The organism is Nocardioides sp., assembly GCF_035576065.1.
Taxonomy (GTDB): domain Bacteria; phylum Actinomycetota; class Actinomycetes; order Propionibacteriales; family Nocardioidaceae; genus Nocardioides.
This window is the reverse complement of sequence record NZ_DATLWX010000022.1, coordinates 19,993-36,516: the sequence shown is the minus strand read 5'-3', so window position 1 is coordinate 36,516 and position 16,524 is coordinate 19,993. Positions and strand designations below refer to the sequence as shown.

General features: G+C 69.2%; 14 protein-coding genes. 10 read left to right on the top strand and 4 right to left on the bottom strand.

What is annotated here, in order from left to right; all coding sequences use genetic code 11:
- Positions 1 to 139: 139 nt before the first annotated feature.
- On the top strand, positions 140 to 1,036 hold the full coding sequence (locus VNJ48_RS11640) for a DUF3068 domain-containing protein (protein ID WP_325602231.1): 897 nt from the start codon (positions 140 to 142) through the stop codon (positions 1,034 to 1,036).
- 54 nt (positions 1,037 to 1,090) lie between these two features.
- Here VNJ48_RS11640 and VNJ48_RS11635 read toward each other — a convergent pair whose 3' ends face one another.
- Together VNJ48_RS11635 and VNJ48_RS11630 are read right to left on the bottom strand one after the other, a co-directional pair.
- Positions 1,091 to 2,929: a hypothetical protein gene (locus VNJ48_RS11635; protein ID WP_325602229.1), complete on the bottom strand. Its 1,839-nt coding sequence runs from the start codon at positions 2,927 to 2,929 to the stop codon at positions 1,091 to 1,093.
- Positions 2,930 to 2,983: 54 nt separating this feature from the next.
- A complete protein-coding gene (locus tag VNJ48_RS11630) occupies positions 2,984 to 3,799 on the bottom strand; it encodes a class I SAM-dependent methyltransferase (RefSeq protein ID WP_325602227.1) in 816 nt (271 codons plus the stop codon).
- Positions 3,800 to 4,011: 212 nt separating this feature from the next.
- Here VNJ48_RS11630 and rpsA point away from each other — a divergent pair, with 212 nt between their 5' ends.
- From rpsA to VNJ48_RS11615, 3 genes are all read left to right on the top strand, one after another.
- On the top strand, positions 4,012 to 5,511 hold the full coding sequence (gene rpsA / locus VNJ48_RS11625; RefSeq protein WP_325602226.1) for a 30S ribosomal protein S1: 1,500 nt from the start codon (positions 4,012 to 4,014) through the stop codon (positions 5,509 to 5,511).
- Between the two features lie 96 nt (positions 5,512 to 5,607).
- Positions 5,608 to 6,969 carry a GDSL-type esterase/lipase family protein gene (locus VNJ48_RS11620; RefSeq protein WP_325602225.1) on the top strand — a complete coding sequence of 454 codons (1,362 nt, stop codon included), beginning with the start codon at positions 5,608 to 5,610 and terminating at the stop codon, positions 6,967 to 6,969.
- Positions 6,970 to 7,063: 94 nt separating this feature from the next.
- Positions 7,064 to 9,016 carry a CASTOR/POLLUX-related putative ion channel gene (locus VNJ48_RS11615; protein WP_325602224.1) on the top strand — a complete coding sequence of 651 codons (1,953 nt, stop codon included), beginning with the start codon at positions 7,064 to 7,066 and terminating at the stop codon, positions 9,014 to 9,016.
- A gap of 24 nt (positions 9,017 to 9,040) precedes the next feature.
- Here VNJ48_RS11615 and VNJ48_RS11610 read toward each other — a convergent pair whose 3' ends face one another.
- Positions 9,041 to 9,202 carry a hypothetical protein gene (locus tag VNJ48_RS11610; RefSeq protein ID WP_325602222.1) on the bottom strand — a complete coding sequence of 54 codons (162 nt, stop codon included), beginning with the start codon at positions 9,200 to 9,202 and terminating at the stop codon, positions 9,041 to 9,043.
- A gap of 94 nt (positions 9,203 to 9,296) precedes the next feature.
- Here VNJ48_RS11610 and VNJ48_RS11605 point away from each other — a divergent pair, with 94 nt between their 5' ends.
- The 5 genes from VNJ48_RS11605 (at position 9,297) to VNJ48_RS11585 (ending at position 14,473) form a co-directional block, all read left to right on the top strand.
- On the top strand, positions 9,297 to 10,244 hold the full coding sequence (locus tag VNJ48_RS11605; protein ID WP_325602220.1) for a GlxA family transcriptional regulator: 948 nt from the start codon (positions 9,297 to 9,299) through the stop codon (positions 10,242 to 10,244).
- 77 nt (positions 10,245 to 10,321) lie between these two features.
- The gene (locus VNJ48_RS11600; RefSeq protein WP_325602219.1) at positions 10,322 to 11,665 is read left to right on the top strand and encodes an aminotransferase class I/II-fold pyridoxal phosphate-dependent enzyme; all 1,344 of its coding nucleotides are present in this window, start codon (positions 10,322 to 10,324) and stop codon (positions 11,663 to 11,665) included.
- Between the two features lie 4 nt (positions 11,666 to 11,669).
- A complete protein-coding gene (locus VNJ48_RS11595) occupies positions 11,670 to 12,533 on the top strand; it encodes a sulfotransferase family protein (RefSeq protein ID WP_325602217.1) in 864 nt (287 codons plus the stop codon).
- Positions 12,530 to 13,162, top strand: coding sequence for a dephospho-CoA kinase (coaE, locus tag VNJ48_RS11590; protein ID WP_325602215.1), 633 nt, complete (start codon positions 12,530 to 12,532; stop codon positions 13,160 to 13,162). Before VNJ48_RS11595 ends, coaE begins: the two co-directional genes overlap by 4 nt.
- Positions 13,163 to 13,171: 9 nt before the next feature.
- Positions 13,172 to 14,473 (top strand): glycoside hydrolase family 3 N-terminal domain-containing protein, encoded by a 1,302-nt coding sequence (locus tag VNJ48_RS11585; protein ID WP_325602213.1) that lies wholly within the window; start codon positions 13,172 to 13,174, stop codon positions 14,471 to 14,473.
- A 97-nt stretch (positions 14,474 to 14,570) separates the two neighbouring features.
- On the opposite strand, the gene VNJ48_RS11580 is transcribed toward VNJ48_RS11585, so the two are convergent.
- A complete protein-coding gene (locus VNJ48_RS11580) occupies positions 14,571 to 15,584 on the bottom strand; it encodes a sigma-70 family RNA polymerase sigma factor (RefSeq protein WP_325602211.1) in 1,014 nt (337 codons plus the stop codon).
- A gap of 198 nt (positions 15,585 to 15,782) precedes the next feature.
- Between VNJ48_RS11580 and VNJ48_RS11575 the strand changes: the two genes are divergently transcribed.
- Positions 15,783 to 16,514, top strand: a complete 732-nt coding sequence (locus tag VNJ48_RS11575; RefSeq protein ID WP_325602209.1) for a 5-oxoprolinase subunit PxpA — start codon at positions 15,783 to 15,785, stop codon at positions 16,512 to 16,514.
- Positions 16,515 to 16,524: the final 10 nt, after the last annotated feature.

Below are 16,524 nucleotides of genomic sequence, written 5' to 3'. Positions count from 1 at the left end.
TGCCACAGGTCAAACTTTTGCCGTGCCGTTTCTGATGGGCTTTGACCGTCCTGTAAGCACGTCGGAGATTCCTGTACTGGACGGGCCTACTTGCTGGTAGCCTTCGGCGACTTTACTGAATCCTGGGAGGGACCTCGTAGTGCGCAAGATCATTGGCTGGGTATTGCTCGGCTTGGGAGCGTTCTTGTTGGTGACCGGTCTGATGGCCACCTTCTGGGCCCCCGGACAGGTCGAGCGCACGCCGCTCGACACGGACAGCACGACGTACCTGAGCGGCAACGCCGACAAGCTCAACCCCGCAACCGGTGACACCGAGGCGATCGACGTCAAGGCGACGAGCATCACCAAGGCTGACTCCAAGCGCTCGGACGACGAGGTCATCGTCTTCGTCAACACCACCTGCCTGGTCATCGACGAGGGCGACGTGCCGGACTGCGTCGACGCCGAGGACCCGGAGGCGCGTCTTGTGAGCGCGTCGTCCGACGTCTTCGCGACCGACCGCAACACCGGCGAAGCGGTCAACGGCAAGTACCTCCCTGCCGGCGCCGAGGAGAAGGAGGGCCTCGTCAACAAGTGGCCCTTCAACGCCGAGAAGAAGGACTACCCCTACTGGGACGGCCTTCTCGGCGCGACGGTCACAGCGACGTACGACAGCACCGAGACCCTCGACGGGCTCGAGACGTACAAGTACCACGTCCTCCTCGAAGAGGTCGAGGCTGACGTCGTCGAGGGTGTCGCGGGCATCTACAGCCAGGACAAGTTCATCTGGATCGAGCCGCGCACCGGCGCCATCGTCAACCAGCAGTACCACGAGATCCGCGAGCTCGAGGACGGGACAACCGTCCTCGACATGGAGATCGGGTTCACCGAGGAGCAGATCGCTGCCGGCATCAAGACGGCCGAGGAGAACAAGGGTCGCCTCGACCTGGTCACCGGCACGCTGCCGCTGGTCGGTTTCATCGGTGGCCTGCTGGCCCTGCTGGCCGGCGCGTTCCTCGTGTTCGCGGGACGCCGGGACGCGCAAGCGGACCACTGATCCTCTGAGAGCGTGGCTGACGGGCCGGATCCCTACGGGGATCCGGCCCGTCACTCATTTCGGTGACGTGTCGCTCGCTTCGTCCATGTGGGCAACGACGACCTCGGTCACGCACAGAAGGGCGTCGCCGCTCACGAGCACGACGTCGATCGTGCTCGGGACGGGGCCGACGTGCTGGATCTCGCGGGACGACAAGCCCGCCGGCATCGAGAACAGGATCTCCTCCGAGCCCAGCGAGACCACGGCCTCGGCACTAGTGTCCGAGAATGCGGTGAGTCGAACGACCCAGCCCCAGGAGTACAGCTCTCCTGACATCGGGACGCGCACCGGAGCGTCCGCGGTGACGGCATAGCCGCAGCCCTCCTGGGGACCTGGCTGGGAGTGGGCCGCCTCGGTGACCTGCGCCTCGACCACCCGTCCCTGCGGGGTGACGGTGTACAGCTGGTCCGTTGATCGTCTGAACTGGATGTCAGGTCGGAGGGGCCGCAGCATGGAGGACAGGGAGGCGTACTCGCCCCAATAGCCCCAGGGGAGCACCTGCGAGGGGGCGTAGGCGTCCCAGAGCACCAACGGCTGGGTGCGGTCGTCGCGCGCCGCGGTGAGCCTGACGACGTCGCCGCGCACGGTCGCCGCCCAGTCCCGTCCGGGGTGCACACCGATGCTCTGGGCGCCGAGGATGTTGCCGACCACGAGCGAGACCGCAATCGTGCCGACGACCGCCGGAACCAGGTGACGGGCCCGAGCCGTGCCTCGGTGGCTGGCCGTTCGCCGCCGGTGGACGCCCAGCATCAACGCCATGGTGGCGGCTCCGACCGCCACGGAGTCGGTGTAGTAGCGCTCCGTGGTCATCAAGTCCCATCTCACCGCCACCTGCGCCCGCGTGGTGAACTGCACCAGGCTCAGGGCGACCAGCACGTAGACGACCGGCAGCACGAGCAGCCAGACCAGCGCACGGTGGCGCACAGCCAGCCAGACAAGACACAGCGCCGCGACGACGAGCACCATCACGGTCACGGCCGCGCCCTGGCGGGCGTACGGGTCGCCTGGATTCGGCAGCGATCCCCACGGGCCCCCGAGCGTCGAGGGGATGAAGGTATGTGAGAAGCCTCGCGCGAAGTCCGTGACGACACGCTCGGGCGTCTGCCCTTCCAGGGTCATCTCGACGGAGTTGTTGCTCGAGACGCCGCGGGTGGCCAGGAAGAAGAGGACGAGGTAGACCCCCGAGATCACGGACAGGGCTGCGACGGGGGCGAGCGTGATCCTGAACCGCTCCCGCCATGGCCCAGGGGCGAGGGCGAGCACCGCGATCACGGCGGGGTAGACGACGAGAAGGCTCTTGTGCCAGAAGAAGAGCCCTCCGACGAGGATGAGGCACATCCAGAGCAGGTGTCTGCGTCGTCGGGCCGCTGGTGCCCCTGCGTAGCGGGCAGCGGCGATCATCATCAGGCCCAGGCACAGCAGGAGGGGGATGGCGTTGACCGAGACCGCCCACCACTGCATCGAGTGGATCATGATCGGGGAGAGGGTGACCAGGCTCAGCGGGACGAGCGCCAGCGTGGCGCCCCCCGAGACGAGCTCCAGGGCCCGCCCCCACACCGCGACCAGCAGCGCGCTGGCGAGCGTCACCACCACGACGACCGGCACGAAGCTCAGTGGAGCGACCTCGACCACCGCCTTGGTCACCAGGAAGCCGCCGGGCATCAGGTGCCCGTTGTGGTCCTGAAATGCGTAGGCCCACAACGACATCGACTCACTGCGAGGGATGAAGAGCCAGTCGTCGTCCTCCCACGACCAGCGCGCGAGCGTCCATACCCGCCAACACACCGTGCCGAGCATCAGGACCAGCACACCGACGCGGTACGGGTTCGCGACGAGAACGCGTGGTGACGGCACGCCGGCGATGCTAGTGCGGGGCACCTCGGGCCAACGATCCGCGGACCGCCACAGTCACGGACGTTCGGCGACGAAGATCGCCGTACCGGGCGTGAGCAGGCCCCGAGTCCGGGACCAGCCGCCCCAGACGCGGTCGTGACCGGTGGGCCACTCGGGCTCGACCAGGTCAGTGAGCATCAACCCCCGGCCAGTCAGGAGCCGCACCCAGTCCCCGAGGGTGCGGTGGTGCTCGACGTACGCCACGACGCCCGAGGCGTCGTCGATCTCGACGTAGGGAGTGCGATCCCAGTAGGACTGGGAGGCGGTCAGGCCGCCGACGCCCGGGTCGTCGGGGAACATCCACCTGGTGGGGTGGGTGATGGAGAACGCGAACCGGCCCCCGGGTCGCAACACCCGCACGGTCTCGTCGAGGGCGGTGTCTATGTCCGCGACGAACTGGAGCGCCCCGAAGGAGCAGAACACGACGTCGAAGGAGTCGTCGGCAAAGGGCAGGGCGGTGGCAGTGGCGTGGACGGAGGGGACGTGGACCCCGGTGTTCTCGTCGAGCCGGCGGCTGTGCTGGAGCTGGCGGTGCGAGAGGTCGAGACCGAACGCGCGGCCACCTTGCGCGCGGACCCATCGCGAGCACTGGCCGGCACCGGAGCCGACCTCCAGCACGTCCTTGCCTGCCACCGGTCCGAGGATGCGCAGATCGGCCTCGGTCTGGCCCTCGGGGCCCCAGACGAACCCGGCGTCGCCGAGGAAGTCGCCGTGGGTGGCTTGGTACTCGTCGGCGTAGCGGTCCCAGTCGCGGCCGTTCGCACGCCGGGACTCGGCCTCGTCGACCGGGCGTCGCTCGACCCGCACGGACTGAGGTAGGTGGTCCTGCACGCGGCCACGGTAACTCGCCTACGCCGGGGCTTGTCCGGGCGATCGTCCCAGTTGGACGCGTGGCGCAGCGCACGCGTACTCTTCAGGGTGCGCCAGAGGTCTGCCTGGGTTCCATACGGAGCGGACGCTCGCTCGCCCTCGATCATCGATGGCGAAACATGGTCTCTTGCGCGTCCGCACAACTTCTATCCATCCAAGGAATCACTTCCCTTATGACGAGCACCCTCTCTCATCTTCAGGACTACGACGCGCCTCAGGTCGCGATCAACGACATCGGTTCTGAAGAGGACTTCCTCGCGGCCATTGACGCGACCATCAAGTACTTCAACGACGGCGACATCGTCGAAGGCACCATCGTCAAGGTCGACCGCGACGAGGTCCTGCTCGACATCGGTTACAAGACCGAAGGTGTCATCCCGTCCCGCGAGCTCTCGATCAAGCACGACGTCGACCCCTCAGAGGTCGTTTCCGTGGGTGACAAGGTCGAGGCCCTCGTTCTCCAGAAGGAGGACAAGGAAGGCCGGCTGATCCTGTCCAAGAAGCGCGCACAGTACGAGCGCGCCTGGGGCACCATCGAGCAGGTCAAGGAAGAGGACGGCGTCGTCGAGGGCACCGTCATCGAGGTCGTCAAGGGTGGGCTCATCCTCGACATCGGTCTGCGCGGCTTCCTGCCCGCCTCGCTGGTGGAGATGCGTCGCGTCCGCGACCTGCAGCCCTACGTCGGTCAGGTCCTCGAGGCCAAGATCATCGAGCTCGACAAGAACCGCAACAACGTGGTCCTCTCGCGCCGGGCCTGGCTCGAGCAGACCCAGTCCGAGGTTCGCCACGGCTTCCTGACCCAGCTCCAGAAGGGTCAGATCCGCAAGGGTGTCGTCTCCTCCATCGTCAACTTCGGTGCGTTCGTGGACCTCGGCGGCGTCGACGGTCTCGTCCACGTCTCCGAGCTGTCGTGGAAGCACATCGACCACCCCTCGGAGGTCGTCACCGTCGGCGACGAGGTCACCGTCGAGGTGCTCGACGTCGACATGGAGCGCGAGCGCGTGTCGCTCTCGCTCAAGGCGACGCAGGAAGACCCGTGGCAGCACTTCGCCCGGACCCACCAGATCGGCCAGATCGTTCCCGGCAAGGTCACCAAGCTGGTGCCCTTCGGTTCGTTCGTCCGTGTCGAGGAGGGCATCGAGGGCCTGGTGCACATCTCCGAGCTCGCCGAGCGTCACGTGGAGATCCCAGAGCAGGTCGTCCAGGTCAACGACGACGTCATGGTCAAGATCATCGACATCGACCTCGAGCGTCGTCGGATCTCGCTGTCGCTCAAGCAGGCCAACGAGACCGCTGCTGCGGCCGAGGTCGAGGACTTCGACCCGACCCTGTACGGCATGGCTGCGACGTACGACGACCAGGGCAACTACATCTACCCGGAGGGCTTCGACCCCGAGACCGGTGAGTGGCTCGAGGGCTTCGACGACCAGCGCGCGGTCTGGGAAGAGCAGTACGCCAAGGCGCACGAGCGCTGGGAGGCCCACGTCAAGCAGCAGGCCGAGGCGAAGGTTGCCGAGGTCGAGGCCAGCGAGGCCACCTCGTACTCCTCGGACAGCAGCACCGGCAGCGGCGAGGCCGCGGCCGACGACGAGACGACCAGCAGCAGCGGTTCGCTCGCGTCCGACGAGGCGCTCCAGGCGCTTCGCGAGAAGCTGACGGGCGGACAGGCCTGACGGTCTGACCCTCCAGTTCATCGAACGGCCCACCGGTCCTCCGGTGGGCCGTTCGGTTTTGCGCCGCCTCACGGCGCGTGCACCTATGCTGGCCTGGTGTTGCCCACCAGGGGACGTCGAGCGATGGCGAGCTTCACCGCGTTGCTGCTGGGATGCGGCCTGACTGTCCGTGCAGCCGCGGAGCCTCCTGAGCCCGTCCGCATCCTGCTGCTGGGCGACTCGGTCACGCACGGAACGACGGGCGACTGGACGTGGCGCTACCGCCTGGCTGAGCAGCTCACGGCACAGGGCGTGCGCTTCGACCTGGTCGGTCCCGAGGATGACCTCTTCCCCGGCTCGGTGGACTACGTCGACCCCGCCTTCGACCGCGAACATGCAGCGGCCTGGGGCATGGCGGCGTCCGCTCCGGCTTTCGACGTCGGCGAGCTGGTGGCGCGACATCAGCCGGACGTGGTGATCGAGATGCTGGGCGTGAACGACCTCGTATGGCAAGAACACCCGCCCGAGACAGTCGTGGGCCGGGTGGCGACGATGACCGAGGAGATCCGCTCGGTCGATCCCGACGTCCACGTGCTCGTCTCGGAGGTCCCTGCGACCTGGTTCCCCGGGGTGCCGGAGTTCAACGAGCTCTTGGCGGACTTCGCCGGGCGAGCCGACACCACCAGCACGCGCACGGTCCTGGTCGACGCCGACCGGGACTACACCAAGGGGCTGCACACCTACGGCCTCGCGCACCCGAGCTCCCGCGGCGAGCAGTCCCTGGCCTTCGCCGTCCTCGATGCCCTTGCTGACATCGGCGTCGGCTCGGGGGCGCCCGGGGTCGCGCCCGAGCTGCCGCTCGGCCCGCGCCTGGTGCCGACGCTCGTCGGCCACACCGGTCAGGACTCGGTGCGCCTGGAGTGGGCGGACAACCGGGGAGCGGACCGGCAGTTCGTGTGGTGGCGCGACGTCACAGAAGGATCGGCATATGCCAGGTTTGCCGACCCCGTCCTCGGCACCGCCACCACCGTCGAGGGCCTGTCGCCGTCCCACCGCTATGCGTTCCGGTTGCAGCCGGCCAAGGGCGTCCACCTCGCGGCGGAGGACGTGCGGTCCAACGAGCTCGAGCTGAGCATGCCCTCCCCGGCCGAACCTGCGGGCCAGCTGCCCGGCCCGTCGGTGCCTCCCACGGCCCTGCCGGTGGCGCCCCACCTGCCGCTCGCTCCGGACTCGTCGCGGCCACGCCTGCGCGCCACCCTGCTGCCCGACGGTGTCGTACGCCTGCGCTGGCGCCACGTCAGCGGCGGTCCGGTCGAGATCCAGGCGCGTCTATCGGGCTCCTGGTTGACGTGGCGGAAGGTGTCCGGGTCCCGTCACACCCTCGTGACCAAGAGGTTCACCCATCGCTCGCGCACCGTGCTCCGACTCCGGGACTCCTCGGGGTTGATCAGCAAGGTGGTGGCGATCCGCATCCGCTGATCTCGAGTGCCGGTCTCGCCAAACACCTCACGCAGAACGCTGCGGTGCGTCACGATTCACGGGTCGGGCGGACCGGCACGGATGAGGGAGCGACATGGCGCGCACAGGCCAGCAGATGCGCATGCGTACGGCGAAGGCGATGGCACGCGACGGTTCGGGGCCACGCACGGCCACGACGGCGGGCTCACGGCTGGGGGACAAGCTCCGCTACCGGTTCGACAACAGCATGTCGCGCGGGACGCCGGCGCTCATCGCCTGGCTGAGCGCCGCGACGCTGGTGCTGATCGTGTTGTTCTCGTTGTTCGTGACGTTGCTCGACCTGCGCCCCGACGCCGAGGGTGTCCCGGACGGCTTCCTCCACGAGCTCTTCTACAGCCTGCTGCACGCCCTCGACCCCGGCACGATCGGCGGGGACGACCCGAGCTCCTGGCGCTTCGTGCTGACCATGCTGGCCCTCACCGTGGCGGGGCTGTTCATCGTCAGCGCCCTCATCGGCGTCATTGCGAGCGGTATCGACACCAAGCTGGCGGACCTTCGCCGCGGTCGCTCGATCGTCCTCGAGCGGGACCACACGGTGATCCTGGGGTGGTCCGACTCGATCTACACGATCATCCGCGAGCTGACGCTGGCCAACGAGAGTCGGCACAAGCCGGTCATCGTGATCCTCGCCGACCGCGACAAGGTCGAGATGGAGGACGAGGTCAAGGTCAAGGTGCCCGAGCTGCGAGGGACGCGGGTGATCTGCCGCTCCGGCTCGCCCATGGACATCGACGACCTCGCGTTGAGCAGCCACATGTCGGCTCGCTCCGTGATCCTGCTCGCGCCCGAGTCCGAGGACCCCGACAGCGAGGTCATCAAGACCCTGCTGGCCCTGACCCACGGCGGCGAGGCCGGCCCCAACATCGTCGCGGAGATCCGCAACCCCACCAACCTCGAGGCCGCCCGCCTCGTGGGGGCCGACCGCACGGTGCTCCTCGACATCCGCGAGACCGTCGCGAAGCTCGTCGTCCAGACATCGCGCCAGTCCGGAGCTGCGGCCGTCTACACCGAGCTCTTCGACTACGACGGGGACGAGATCTACTTCCTCGAGCGTCACGGGCTCGGGGCCCTGACGTACGCCGACGCGCTGCTCGCCTTCGAGAAGGCCTCGGTCATCGGCCTGATCGAGGATGGCGTGCCCACGCTGAACCCGGCGGGCGACACCGTCGTCGGCAACCGCACCCTCGTCGTGGTGGCCGAGGACGACGCAGGTCTCGAGCAGGAGACGCGCGCCGAGACCCTTCCGGACCTCGACGGGCTCGGCACGGTCGTCGGAGCCGAGGAAAGTGCCACCGACGCTGTCCTGATCGGGTGGAACGAGCGGGCGCCGATCATCCTGCGGGAGCTCGATCACTACGCCGCTCCGGGCTCCTCGCTCACGGTGGTGACGTCGTTCGGCACACCCAGCGTGCCCAACCTCGACAACCTTGCCGTGACCGTGGTGGCGGCATCGACCACCGATCGACGCACCTTGGAGTCCTACGTGGTCGCGGGCCTGGACCAGGTGATCGTGCTCTGCTACTCCGACCACCTGGGGGTCCAGGCCGCCGATGCCCGGACCCTGGTCACCTTGTTGCACGTGCGCGACATCCTCGGACGCCTCGACTCTGCCACCCCGGTCGTCAGCGAGATGATGGACGACCGCAACCGGGTGCTGGCCCAGGTCGCACACATCGACGACGTCGTGGTGAGCGGCGAGATCGTCAGCCTGCTGGTCACCCAGCTCTCGGAGGACCGCCGCCTCGAGGCGGTCTTCGGCCAGCTCCTCGGCAACGACGGGAGCGAGATCTACCTGCGCCCGGCCGAGTGGTACGTCCAGTCGGGTCGCGAGGTCAGCTACGCCACCGTCGTCGCCGGTGCGGCCGCCCGGGGCGAGACCGCCCTGGGCTACAAGTCGGGCACCCTCGCCGGCGACGACGCCGGCTTCGGGGTGGTGGTCAACCCTGCCAAGTCCCGCACGTTCGACGTGCAGCCGGGTGACCGGGTCGTGGTCCTCGCGGACAGCTGACGAACGCGCCCCTGGGCACTCCGATCAGCAGTGGCGAGGCACCAGGTGCCGGCGGCTGTCCACCGGACCCAGCTCGTCGTGGTCGTCGGCACGCCACGCGGCGCCCGCGAAGTGGTCGTGCCGGGCGTAGTTGATGAGCAGTCCGATGAAGGCGGCGGTGATCAGGATGATGAGTGTGGTGGTCATGGCAGTAAGTCTGCGCTCAAAGGATTGCTGCCACCAGTGGCAGGAATGACAGTGGTAGTTGATTTACTGCCAACGATGCGGCAGGCTGTCCACCATGCACAAAGTCGCAGTGGTGGTCCAGGACGGCGCCGAACCCTTCGGGCTGGGTGCCATGTGCGAGGTGTGGGCTGAGCCCTACCACCCCGAGGACGACAACCCCGTCTTCGACTTCGTCGTGACCACCCCGCGGCCCGGGCGCGTGCGGGGGAGCGTCTACGACCTGCACGTCGAGCTCGGGCTCGAGGCCGCCGCCGACGCTGACCTGATCTGCGTGATTCCCAAGCGCGGCTACCTCGATCCCTCACCGGAGGTGGTGGAGCTCGTCCGGGCCGCCGATGCGCGGGGCGCCTTCGTGTTCGCGCACTGCACAGCCGCCTTCGTGCTGGGCGAGGCCGGCCTGCTGGACGGCAAGCGGTGCACCACGCACTGGCGACACGTCGACGAGCTCGCGGCACGTCACCCCCAGGCGCAGGTGGACGGCAACGTCCTCTACGTCCAGGAGGGCAACATCGTCACCGGCGCCGGATCGGCGGCCGGACTCGATGCCGCACTGCACCTGATGAGGCAGCAGTTCGGTGCACGCGTGGCCGCGTCCGCTGCCAGGCGGATCGTGGTCCCGCCCCATCGCGACGGTGGGCAGGCCCAGTTCATCGTGCGACCCGTCCCGGTCTGCGAGTCGGAGGCGCTGGCACCGCTGCTGGCCTGGATCTCCGGCAACCTCGCCGAGGAGCTCACCGTCGAGGCCCTGGCCCGGCACATGCACATGTCGCCCAGGACGTTCGCGCGCCGCTTCAAGGACGAGACCGGCACGACGCCGTACAGCTGGGTGCTGGCCCAACGTGTGCAGGCCGCCGAGGAGCTGCTGGAGCAGACGGACCACTCGATCGACTGGATCGCCGGCGAGGTCGGGTTCGGCAACGCAGCCACGCTGCGCCACCACTTCGGCCGCTCCCGCGGGGTGAGTCCGGTGGAATATCGCCGTACCTTCGGCCAGACCGCCTGACCTCACCAGACCGACCCGCCGGGGCCAGCCCTCGAACCCGTGCGGGCCCGTGACGGGAGTCTCGGTAGCCTTGCCCGGTGACGCATCAGCCGCTCTCTGCCCTGTCCCGAGACGACCTGTCCGCCCTGCTCGAGGAGCAGCAGGCGGCGTACGCCGAGCTCAAGGGCCGTGGGCTCAAGCTCGACCTGACCCGTGGCAAGCCGTCGGCGGCCCAGCTCGACCTGTCCGACGAGCTGCTCAACCTCCCGCGAGGCACGAAGGACTCGACCGGAACCGACGTGCGCAACTACGGCGGCCTGACCGGCCTGGCGGAGCTGCGCGCGATGTTCGCCGAGCTGCTGTGGGTCGAGCCGGAGCAGGTCGTCGCCGGCGGCAACTCGAGCCTGACGATCATGCGCGACGTCCTGACCTTCATGCTGCTCCACGGCGCGCGCGACAGCGACCGCGCCTGGATCAAGGAAGACACCATCAAGTTCATCTGCCCGGTGCCGGGGTACGACCGCCACTTCACGCTGCTGGAGTCGCTGGGCATCGAGATGATCACGGTGCCGATGAACGACGACGGTCCGGACGCGGAGGCGACGGCCGCGCTCGTGAAGAACGACCGTTCCATCAAGGGCATGTGGGTCGTCCCCACCTACGCCAACCCGGCCGGGTCGGTCTGCAGCCAGGAGGTGGCGGCGCGCCTCGCCTCGATGGAGACCGCCGCTCGCGACTTCAAGATCTTCTGGGACAACGCCTACGCCCTGCACCACCTCACCGAGGAGGAGGCCAAGAGCGCCGACATCCTCACCCTGGCCGCTGCCTCGGGCCACCCCGACCGCCCGATCATGTTCGCCTCGACCTCCAAGATCACCTTCGCCGGTGCCGGCGTCGCCTTCCTTGCTGCCTCCGAGGGCAACATCCGGTGGTACCTCAGCCACCTCGGCAACGGCTCGATCGGTCCGGACAAGGTCAACCACCTGCGCCACGTGCAGTTCTTCGGCTCGGCCCAGGGTGTGCGTGACCACATGGCCAGGCACCGCGAGATCATCGCGCCGAAGTTCGGCGAGGTCGACCGGGTGCTGTCGGACCGGCTCGGCGGTCGCGAGGTGGCGACCTGGAACAACCCCGCAGGCGGTTACTTCGTCAACCTCGACGTGCTCCCGGGCACGGCGTCCCGGGTGGTCGCGCTAGCCAAGGAGGCCGGTGTCGCCCTGACGCCGGCCGGCGCGTCGTTCCCGCACGGGAACGACCCCGACGACTCGAACATCCGGCTGGCGCCCACCATGCCCCCGCTGGACGAGGTGACCGTCGCCATGGACGCCGTGGCCGACTGCATCCTGCTCGCCGCCGCCGAGCACCTGACCGAGCACCTGACCGAGCCGATGACTGAGCCGATGACCGGGCCGATGACCGGGCAGCGCAACGGGCAAGGCTGACGCCGTGGCCTTCCTGGCGTTCACCTTCTCCATCGTCGGCGTCCAGAAGGCCGGCACCTCGACGTTGCAGTGGATGCTCAACCAGCACCCCGAGGTGGCGCGGCCCCCGCGCAAGGAGATGGGCTGGTTCGATGTCGATGACGCGAGCTGGCGAACGGTCGACCACTCGGCGTACGGCATCAAGCACGCGCAGCCGATCCATCGCGCCCTCGGTGACGCGACCCCGCGCTACCTGTTGATGCCGGGTGCGCTCGACCGCATGCACGCACGTCGTCCCGACCTGCGCCTGATCGCGATCTTCCGAGACCCCATCGACCGGCTGGTCAGCCAGTGGGTGATGGTGCGCGACCGGCAGCCCGACCGCGCGCCGGACTGGCCGGAGATGATCCAGTGGCGCCCCGACGACTTCCCGACCGAGCTGCCGTCGCAGTTCGAGGGGCCTGGTGGGCGAGCGAGGTTCATGCGCGCCTCCGGGGTGATCCGCGGCTACTACGGCGGGCAGGTCCGGCACGGGCTGAGCCTCTTCCCCCGTGAGCAGTGGCTGTTCCTCGATTTCGCCGAGCTGCTCTCCGAACCCGCCAAGACCCTCGACACCGTCACCCGGCACATCGACGTCGGCAGGTTCAAGCCCTACCCGCCGCTGAAGAAGCTGATGGCGGGATCGCCCCAGATCACGGGCACCGCACCGACAGGGGAGGACCTGATGGTCCTGGCGAAGGCGTTGGAGCCCGAGCTGGCGGAGTTCGTCGCACTTACGGGGCGCTCGGTCGACCACTGGACCACCGAGCGGCTGCTCACCGGCGAGCTGGACCCCGACGAGCAGGCGGCGGTCTATGCCCGCAAGGCAGGGCTGGGGGAGCCGTCATGACACTGCGAGTGGGACTGACGGGGGGAGTCGCGTCGGGCAAGAGCACCGTCTCAGGGATGCTGGCGGAGGTGGGTGCCGTGGTCATCGACGCCGACGCGCTCGCGCGCGAGGTCGTGGCAGGAGGGAGCCCCGGCCTGGCAGCTGTCGTGGAGGCGTTCGGATCATCCCTGCTGGCCGCCGACGGCGAGCTCGACCGGGCGGCCATGGGCAAGCTGGTGTTCGGCGACGCCGGGGCGCGCAAGCGCCTCGAGGCGATCGTGCACCCTCTCGTCCACGAGCGGATGGCGGCGCTCGAGGCCGACGCCGCGGAGGGATCGGTCGTCGTCCACGACATCCCGTTGCTGGCCGAGGGCGATCGCGCCCACACCTTTGACGCCGTGATCGTCGTCGACTGCCCGCGGGACGTGCAGGTCGCGCGGTTGGTCTCCGTCCGCGGCTGGAGCCTCGAGGACGCCGAGGCGAGGATCGCCGCCCAGGCGTCGCGGGAGGATCGCCTCTCCATCGCCACCCACGTCATCCCCAACGTGGGATCACTCGACGAGCTGCGCGACCGGGTGGTGGCGGTGTTCGTCGAGCTCCGGGCCCTCGCTGGCGAGCAGGGTTTCGGCCCTCGCCCGGACCGACGGTAGCCTCCCGCCGTGCGAGCAACCCATCGAGCGGCCGCGGCCCTCAGCGTCCTGGCGTGCGTCTTCGCCGGGTGTACGCCGCAGCAGGACTCGTCGAAGGTCACGTCGGCCGAGCCCGGGAGCACCGGGTCCACGACCAGTGAACCCACAGCCAGCGAGACGCCCGTCGACCCGAGCACGCCCCTGGGCTGGGGCCCGACCGTGGGTGAGCTCGAGCAGGCCCAGGAGATCGTCGCTGCGATGTCCAGCGAGCAGCTCGCCGGTCAGGTCATCGTCGGCCGCTATCTGGGCAGCGACCCCGCGGAGGTGGCGGCCATGCTGCGCAAGCACCATCTCGCCGGGATCTCGATCACCAACGGCAACGTGGTCGACGAGGCCCAGGTGCGGGCGATGACGGCCGCGCTGACGCAGGCCTCCCTGGACGACGGACGCGACTTCCCGCCGGTGCTCGGCGTCGACCAGGAGGGGGGCTACGTGTCCCACCTGCGCGGGATCGCGACCGAGTTCCCCGCCTTCGACGCTGCCGGTGCTGCGATCGAGTCCCAGGGAGCCGAGGGGCGCAAAGTGGTGAGCCAGGCGTCCTACGCCACGGGTCTCGAGCTGCGCGACCTCGGCTTCACCTGGGTCTTCGCACCGGTGGCCGACGTGACGATCGGTGCGGCCGACCCGACCATCGGGACCAGGTCCGCCAGCGAGGACCCGGCCATTGCCGCCGAGGCGACCGCTGCCGCCGTGCGCGGCTTCGACGCGGCCGGCGTGGTCTCCACCGTCAAGCACTTCCCCGGACACGGTGGCGCCACCAGCGACAGCCACGACACCTTGCCCAGGCTCGACTCACCACTCGCGCAGCTCCAGGAGCAGGACCTGCCGCCCTTCGAGGCAGCCATCGCCACGCACGCACCGGCGGTCATGCTGGCCCACCTCGACCTGACGGCCATCGCGCCCGGGGTGCCGTCCAGCCTGGCGCCCGAGGTCTACGAGCTGCTCCGCGAGGACCTCGGCTTCGAGGGTGTGGCGATCACAGACTCCCTCGGCATGGGCGCCGTCGCATCGAGCTTCAAGCCGGCAGTGACAGCTCTCAACGCCGGTGCCGACCTGCTGCTGATGCCGGTCGACACGGTCGAGACCCACCGCGTCGTCACCAAGGCGATCGACGAGGGCGAGGTCTCCCGTGAGCGGGCCGAGGAGGCCGCGGCTCGCGTCGTGGCAGTCCAGCTCTGGCAACAGCGCGCTGCTGCCGCGACCCCGATCCCGCCCGACGTCACCTCGCTGGCCCAGGACGCCGCCGCGGCGCTGACTGCTGCGGCGTACTGACCGCGTACTGACCCCAGGAACCCAGAGGCCCGCCCCGGTGACGACCGGGACGGGCCTGGGTGTGAAAGGTGAAGGCGGGTCTGGCTCGGGCCCAGCTTCAGGCGGCAGTGCTGCCGGACGCCAGGTCCGGGTCACCGAGGCGACGCAGCTTCTGCAGCGCCTCCCGCTCGAGCTGACGCACGCGCTCGGCCGAGATCCCGTGCTTGACGCCGATGTCGGCCAGCTTGTGCTGACGTCCGTCGGTCAGGCCGTAGCGGGCCCGGATGATGTCGGCGGCACGCTCGTCGAGGTGTGCCACCAGGTCGTCCAGACGCTGACGCGCCTCCACGTCGAGGAACTCCAGGTCGGGGCCGGGCGCGGTCTCCTGGGCCATCAGATCGCCCAGCGAGGTGTCGCCGTCCTCGTCGACCGGGGTGTCGAGCGAGACGTGGTCGCGCCCCCACGCCATCAGGTCGAGCACGCGGTCGAGATCCATCTCCAGCTCGGTCGCGATCTCGTGCGGCTCCGGGTCGCGGCCCAGCTGGCGCTCGAGGGTACGGCGCGCACCGGAGACCTGGTTGAGCTCCTCGACGACGTGGACCGGCAGTCGCACGACGCGCGCCTGCTGTGCGATGCCACGCGTGATGGCCTGGCGCACCCACCAGGTGGCATACGTGGAGAACTTGTAGCCCTTGGTGTAGTCGAACTTCTCGACGGCCCGGATGAGTCCCGTGTTGCCCTCCTGGATCAGGTCGAGCATCGGCATCTGCGAGCGGCCGTACTTGCGGGCGATGGAGACGACGAGGCGGAGGTTGGCGGAGATGAAGAGGTCGACAGCCTTGCGGCCCTCATCGGCCAGCCACTCCAGCTCCTCCTGACTCGCGCTCTTCGGGGCGCCGCCGCGCTTGCGCCCGACCCGGCCCTGCTCGAGCAGCTTCTCTGCCAGCAGCCCGGCCTCGATCGTCTTGGACAGATCGACCTCCTGGGCGGCGTCGAGCAGCGGGGTGCGTGCTATCTCGTCGAGGTAGAGACCGACGCTGTCGCGCCCCTCGATCTCGCGCGTCGCGCCGCGCGTCCCACGGCCGGCTGCGCTGCGAGCCGGTGCGTTCTTGGTGATCTGTGTGGTGGTCATCGTTGCCCTCCTCCTCGTGACGCTGTCCCTGTGCGCCACATCTGCTCCAACGGCCCGGGCCGCCCGGTGATTCCCCGGCCGGTGTGGAGCCCTTCATCTCTGACTGACGTCTGGCAGTTCCGTGAAGTTGCAACTATTGCCAACTCTCAGGGACTTCTCAGGGGTGCTTCGGAGACGTGCCCTGAGAGGATTGGTCCCATGCGTCAAAGGGCGGTCGACCTCAACGCCGACCTGGGGGAGGAGGTCACCGATGACCCCGCCCTGTTGCAGGTGGTCACCAGCGCCAACGTGGCGTGCGGCTATCACGCCGGCACGCCGTCGGTGATGCGAGCGGCCTGCGAGCTCGCCATCGAACGCTCGGTGACGCTGGGGGCCCAGGTCTCCTACGCCGACCGCGCGAACTTCGGCCGGGTGGTGGTCGACGTCGCACCGTCGGTCCTGGCCGAACAGGTGGCCGACCAGGTCGGCGTGCTGACCGAGGTCGCTCGCGCCGCCGGGGGAGCGGTGGCCTACCTCAAGCCGCACGGTGCCCTCTACCACCGTGCCGCGTCCGACGAAGCCACGGCGCGGGCCGTGCTGTCCGGGTCGGGGGCGCTCCCGGTGCTGGGAATGCCCGGCTCGACGCTGCTGTCCCTGGCCGCTGCCAGCGGGCGGGCGACGCGCCACGAAGGCTTCCCCGATCGCGGCTACACGCCGGCAGGGACGCTGGTCCCGCGCTCCGAACCGGGTGCCCTGGTGACCGACAGTGCCGCGATCGCTGCTCGGGCCGTCGAGCTCGCGGGGTCGGTGGACTCGGTGTGTGTGCACGGTGACTCACCCGACGCGGTGCGGCACGCTATCGACGCCCGTCGAGCCCTGAGCGCCGCGGGCTTCGTGGTCACGACATGCTGGTCGGACGCCGACGCTCGCCCGACACCGGGCCGGCAGTGAGACGCAGACC

Coding starts and splice junctions, on each gene's coding strand:
- rpsA (WP_325602226.1), top strand. CDS start 4,012: ATGACGAGCACCCTCTCTCATCTTCAGGACTACGACGCGCCTCAGGTC.
- VNJ48_RS11615 (WP_325602224.1), top strand. CDS start 7,064: ATGGCGCGCACAGGCCAGCAGATGCGCATGCGTACGGCGAAGGCGATG.
- VNJ48_RS11610 (WP_325602222.1), bottom strand. CDS start 9,202: ATGACCACCACACTCATCATCCTGATCACCGCCGCCTTCATCGGACTG.
- VNJ48_RS11605 (WP_325602220.1), top strand. CDS start 9,297: ATGCACAAAGTCGCAGTGGTGGTCCAGGACGGCGCCGAACCCTTCGGG.
- coaE (WP_325602215.1), top strand. CDS start 12,530: ATGACACTGCGAGTGGGACTGACGGGGGGAGTCGCGTCGGGCAAGAGC.
- VNJ48_RS11580 (WP_325602211.1), bottom strand. CDS start 15,584: ATGACCACCACACAGATCACCAAGAACGCACCGGCTCGCAGCGCAGCC.
- VNJ48_RS11575 (WP_325602209.1), top strand. CDS start 15,783: ATGCGTCAAAGGGCGGTCGACCTCAACGCCGACCTGGGGGAGGAGGTC.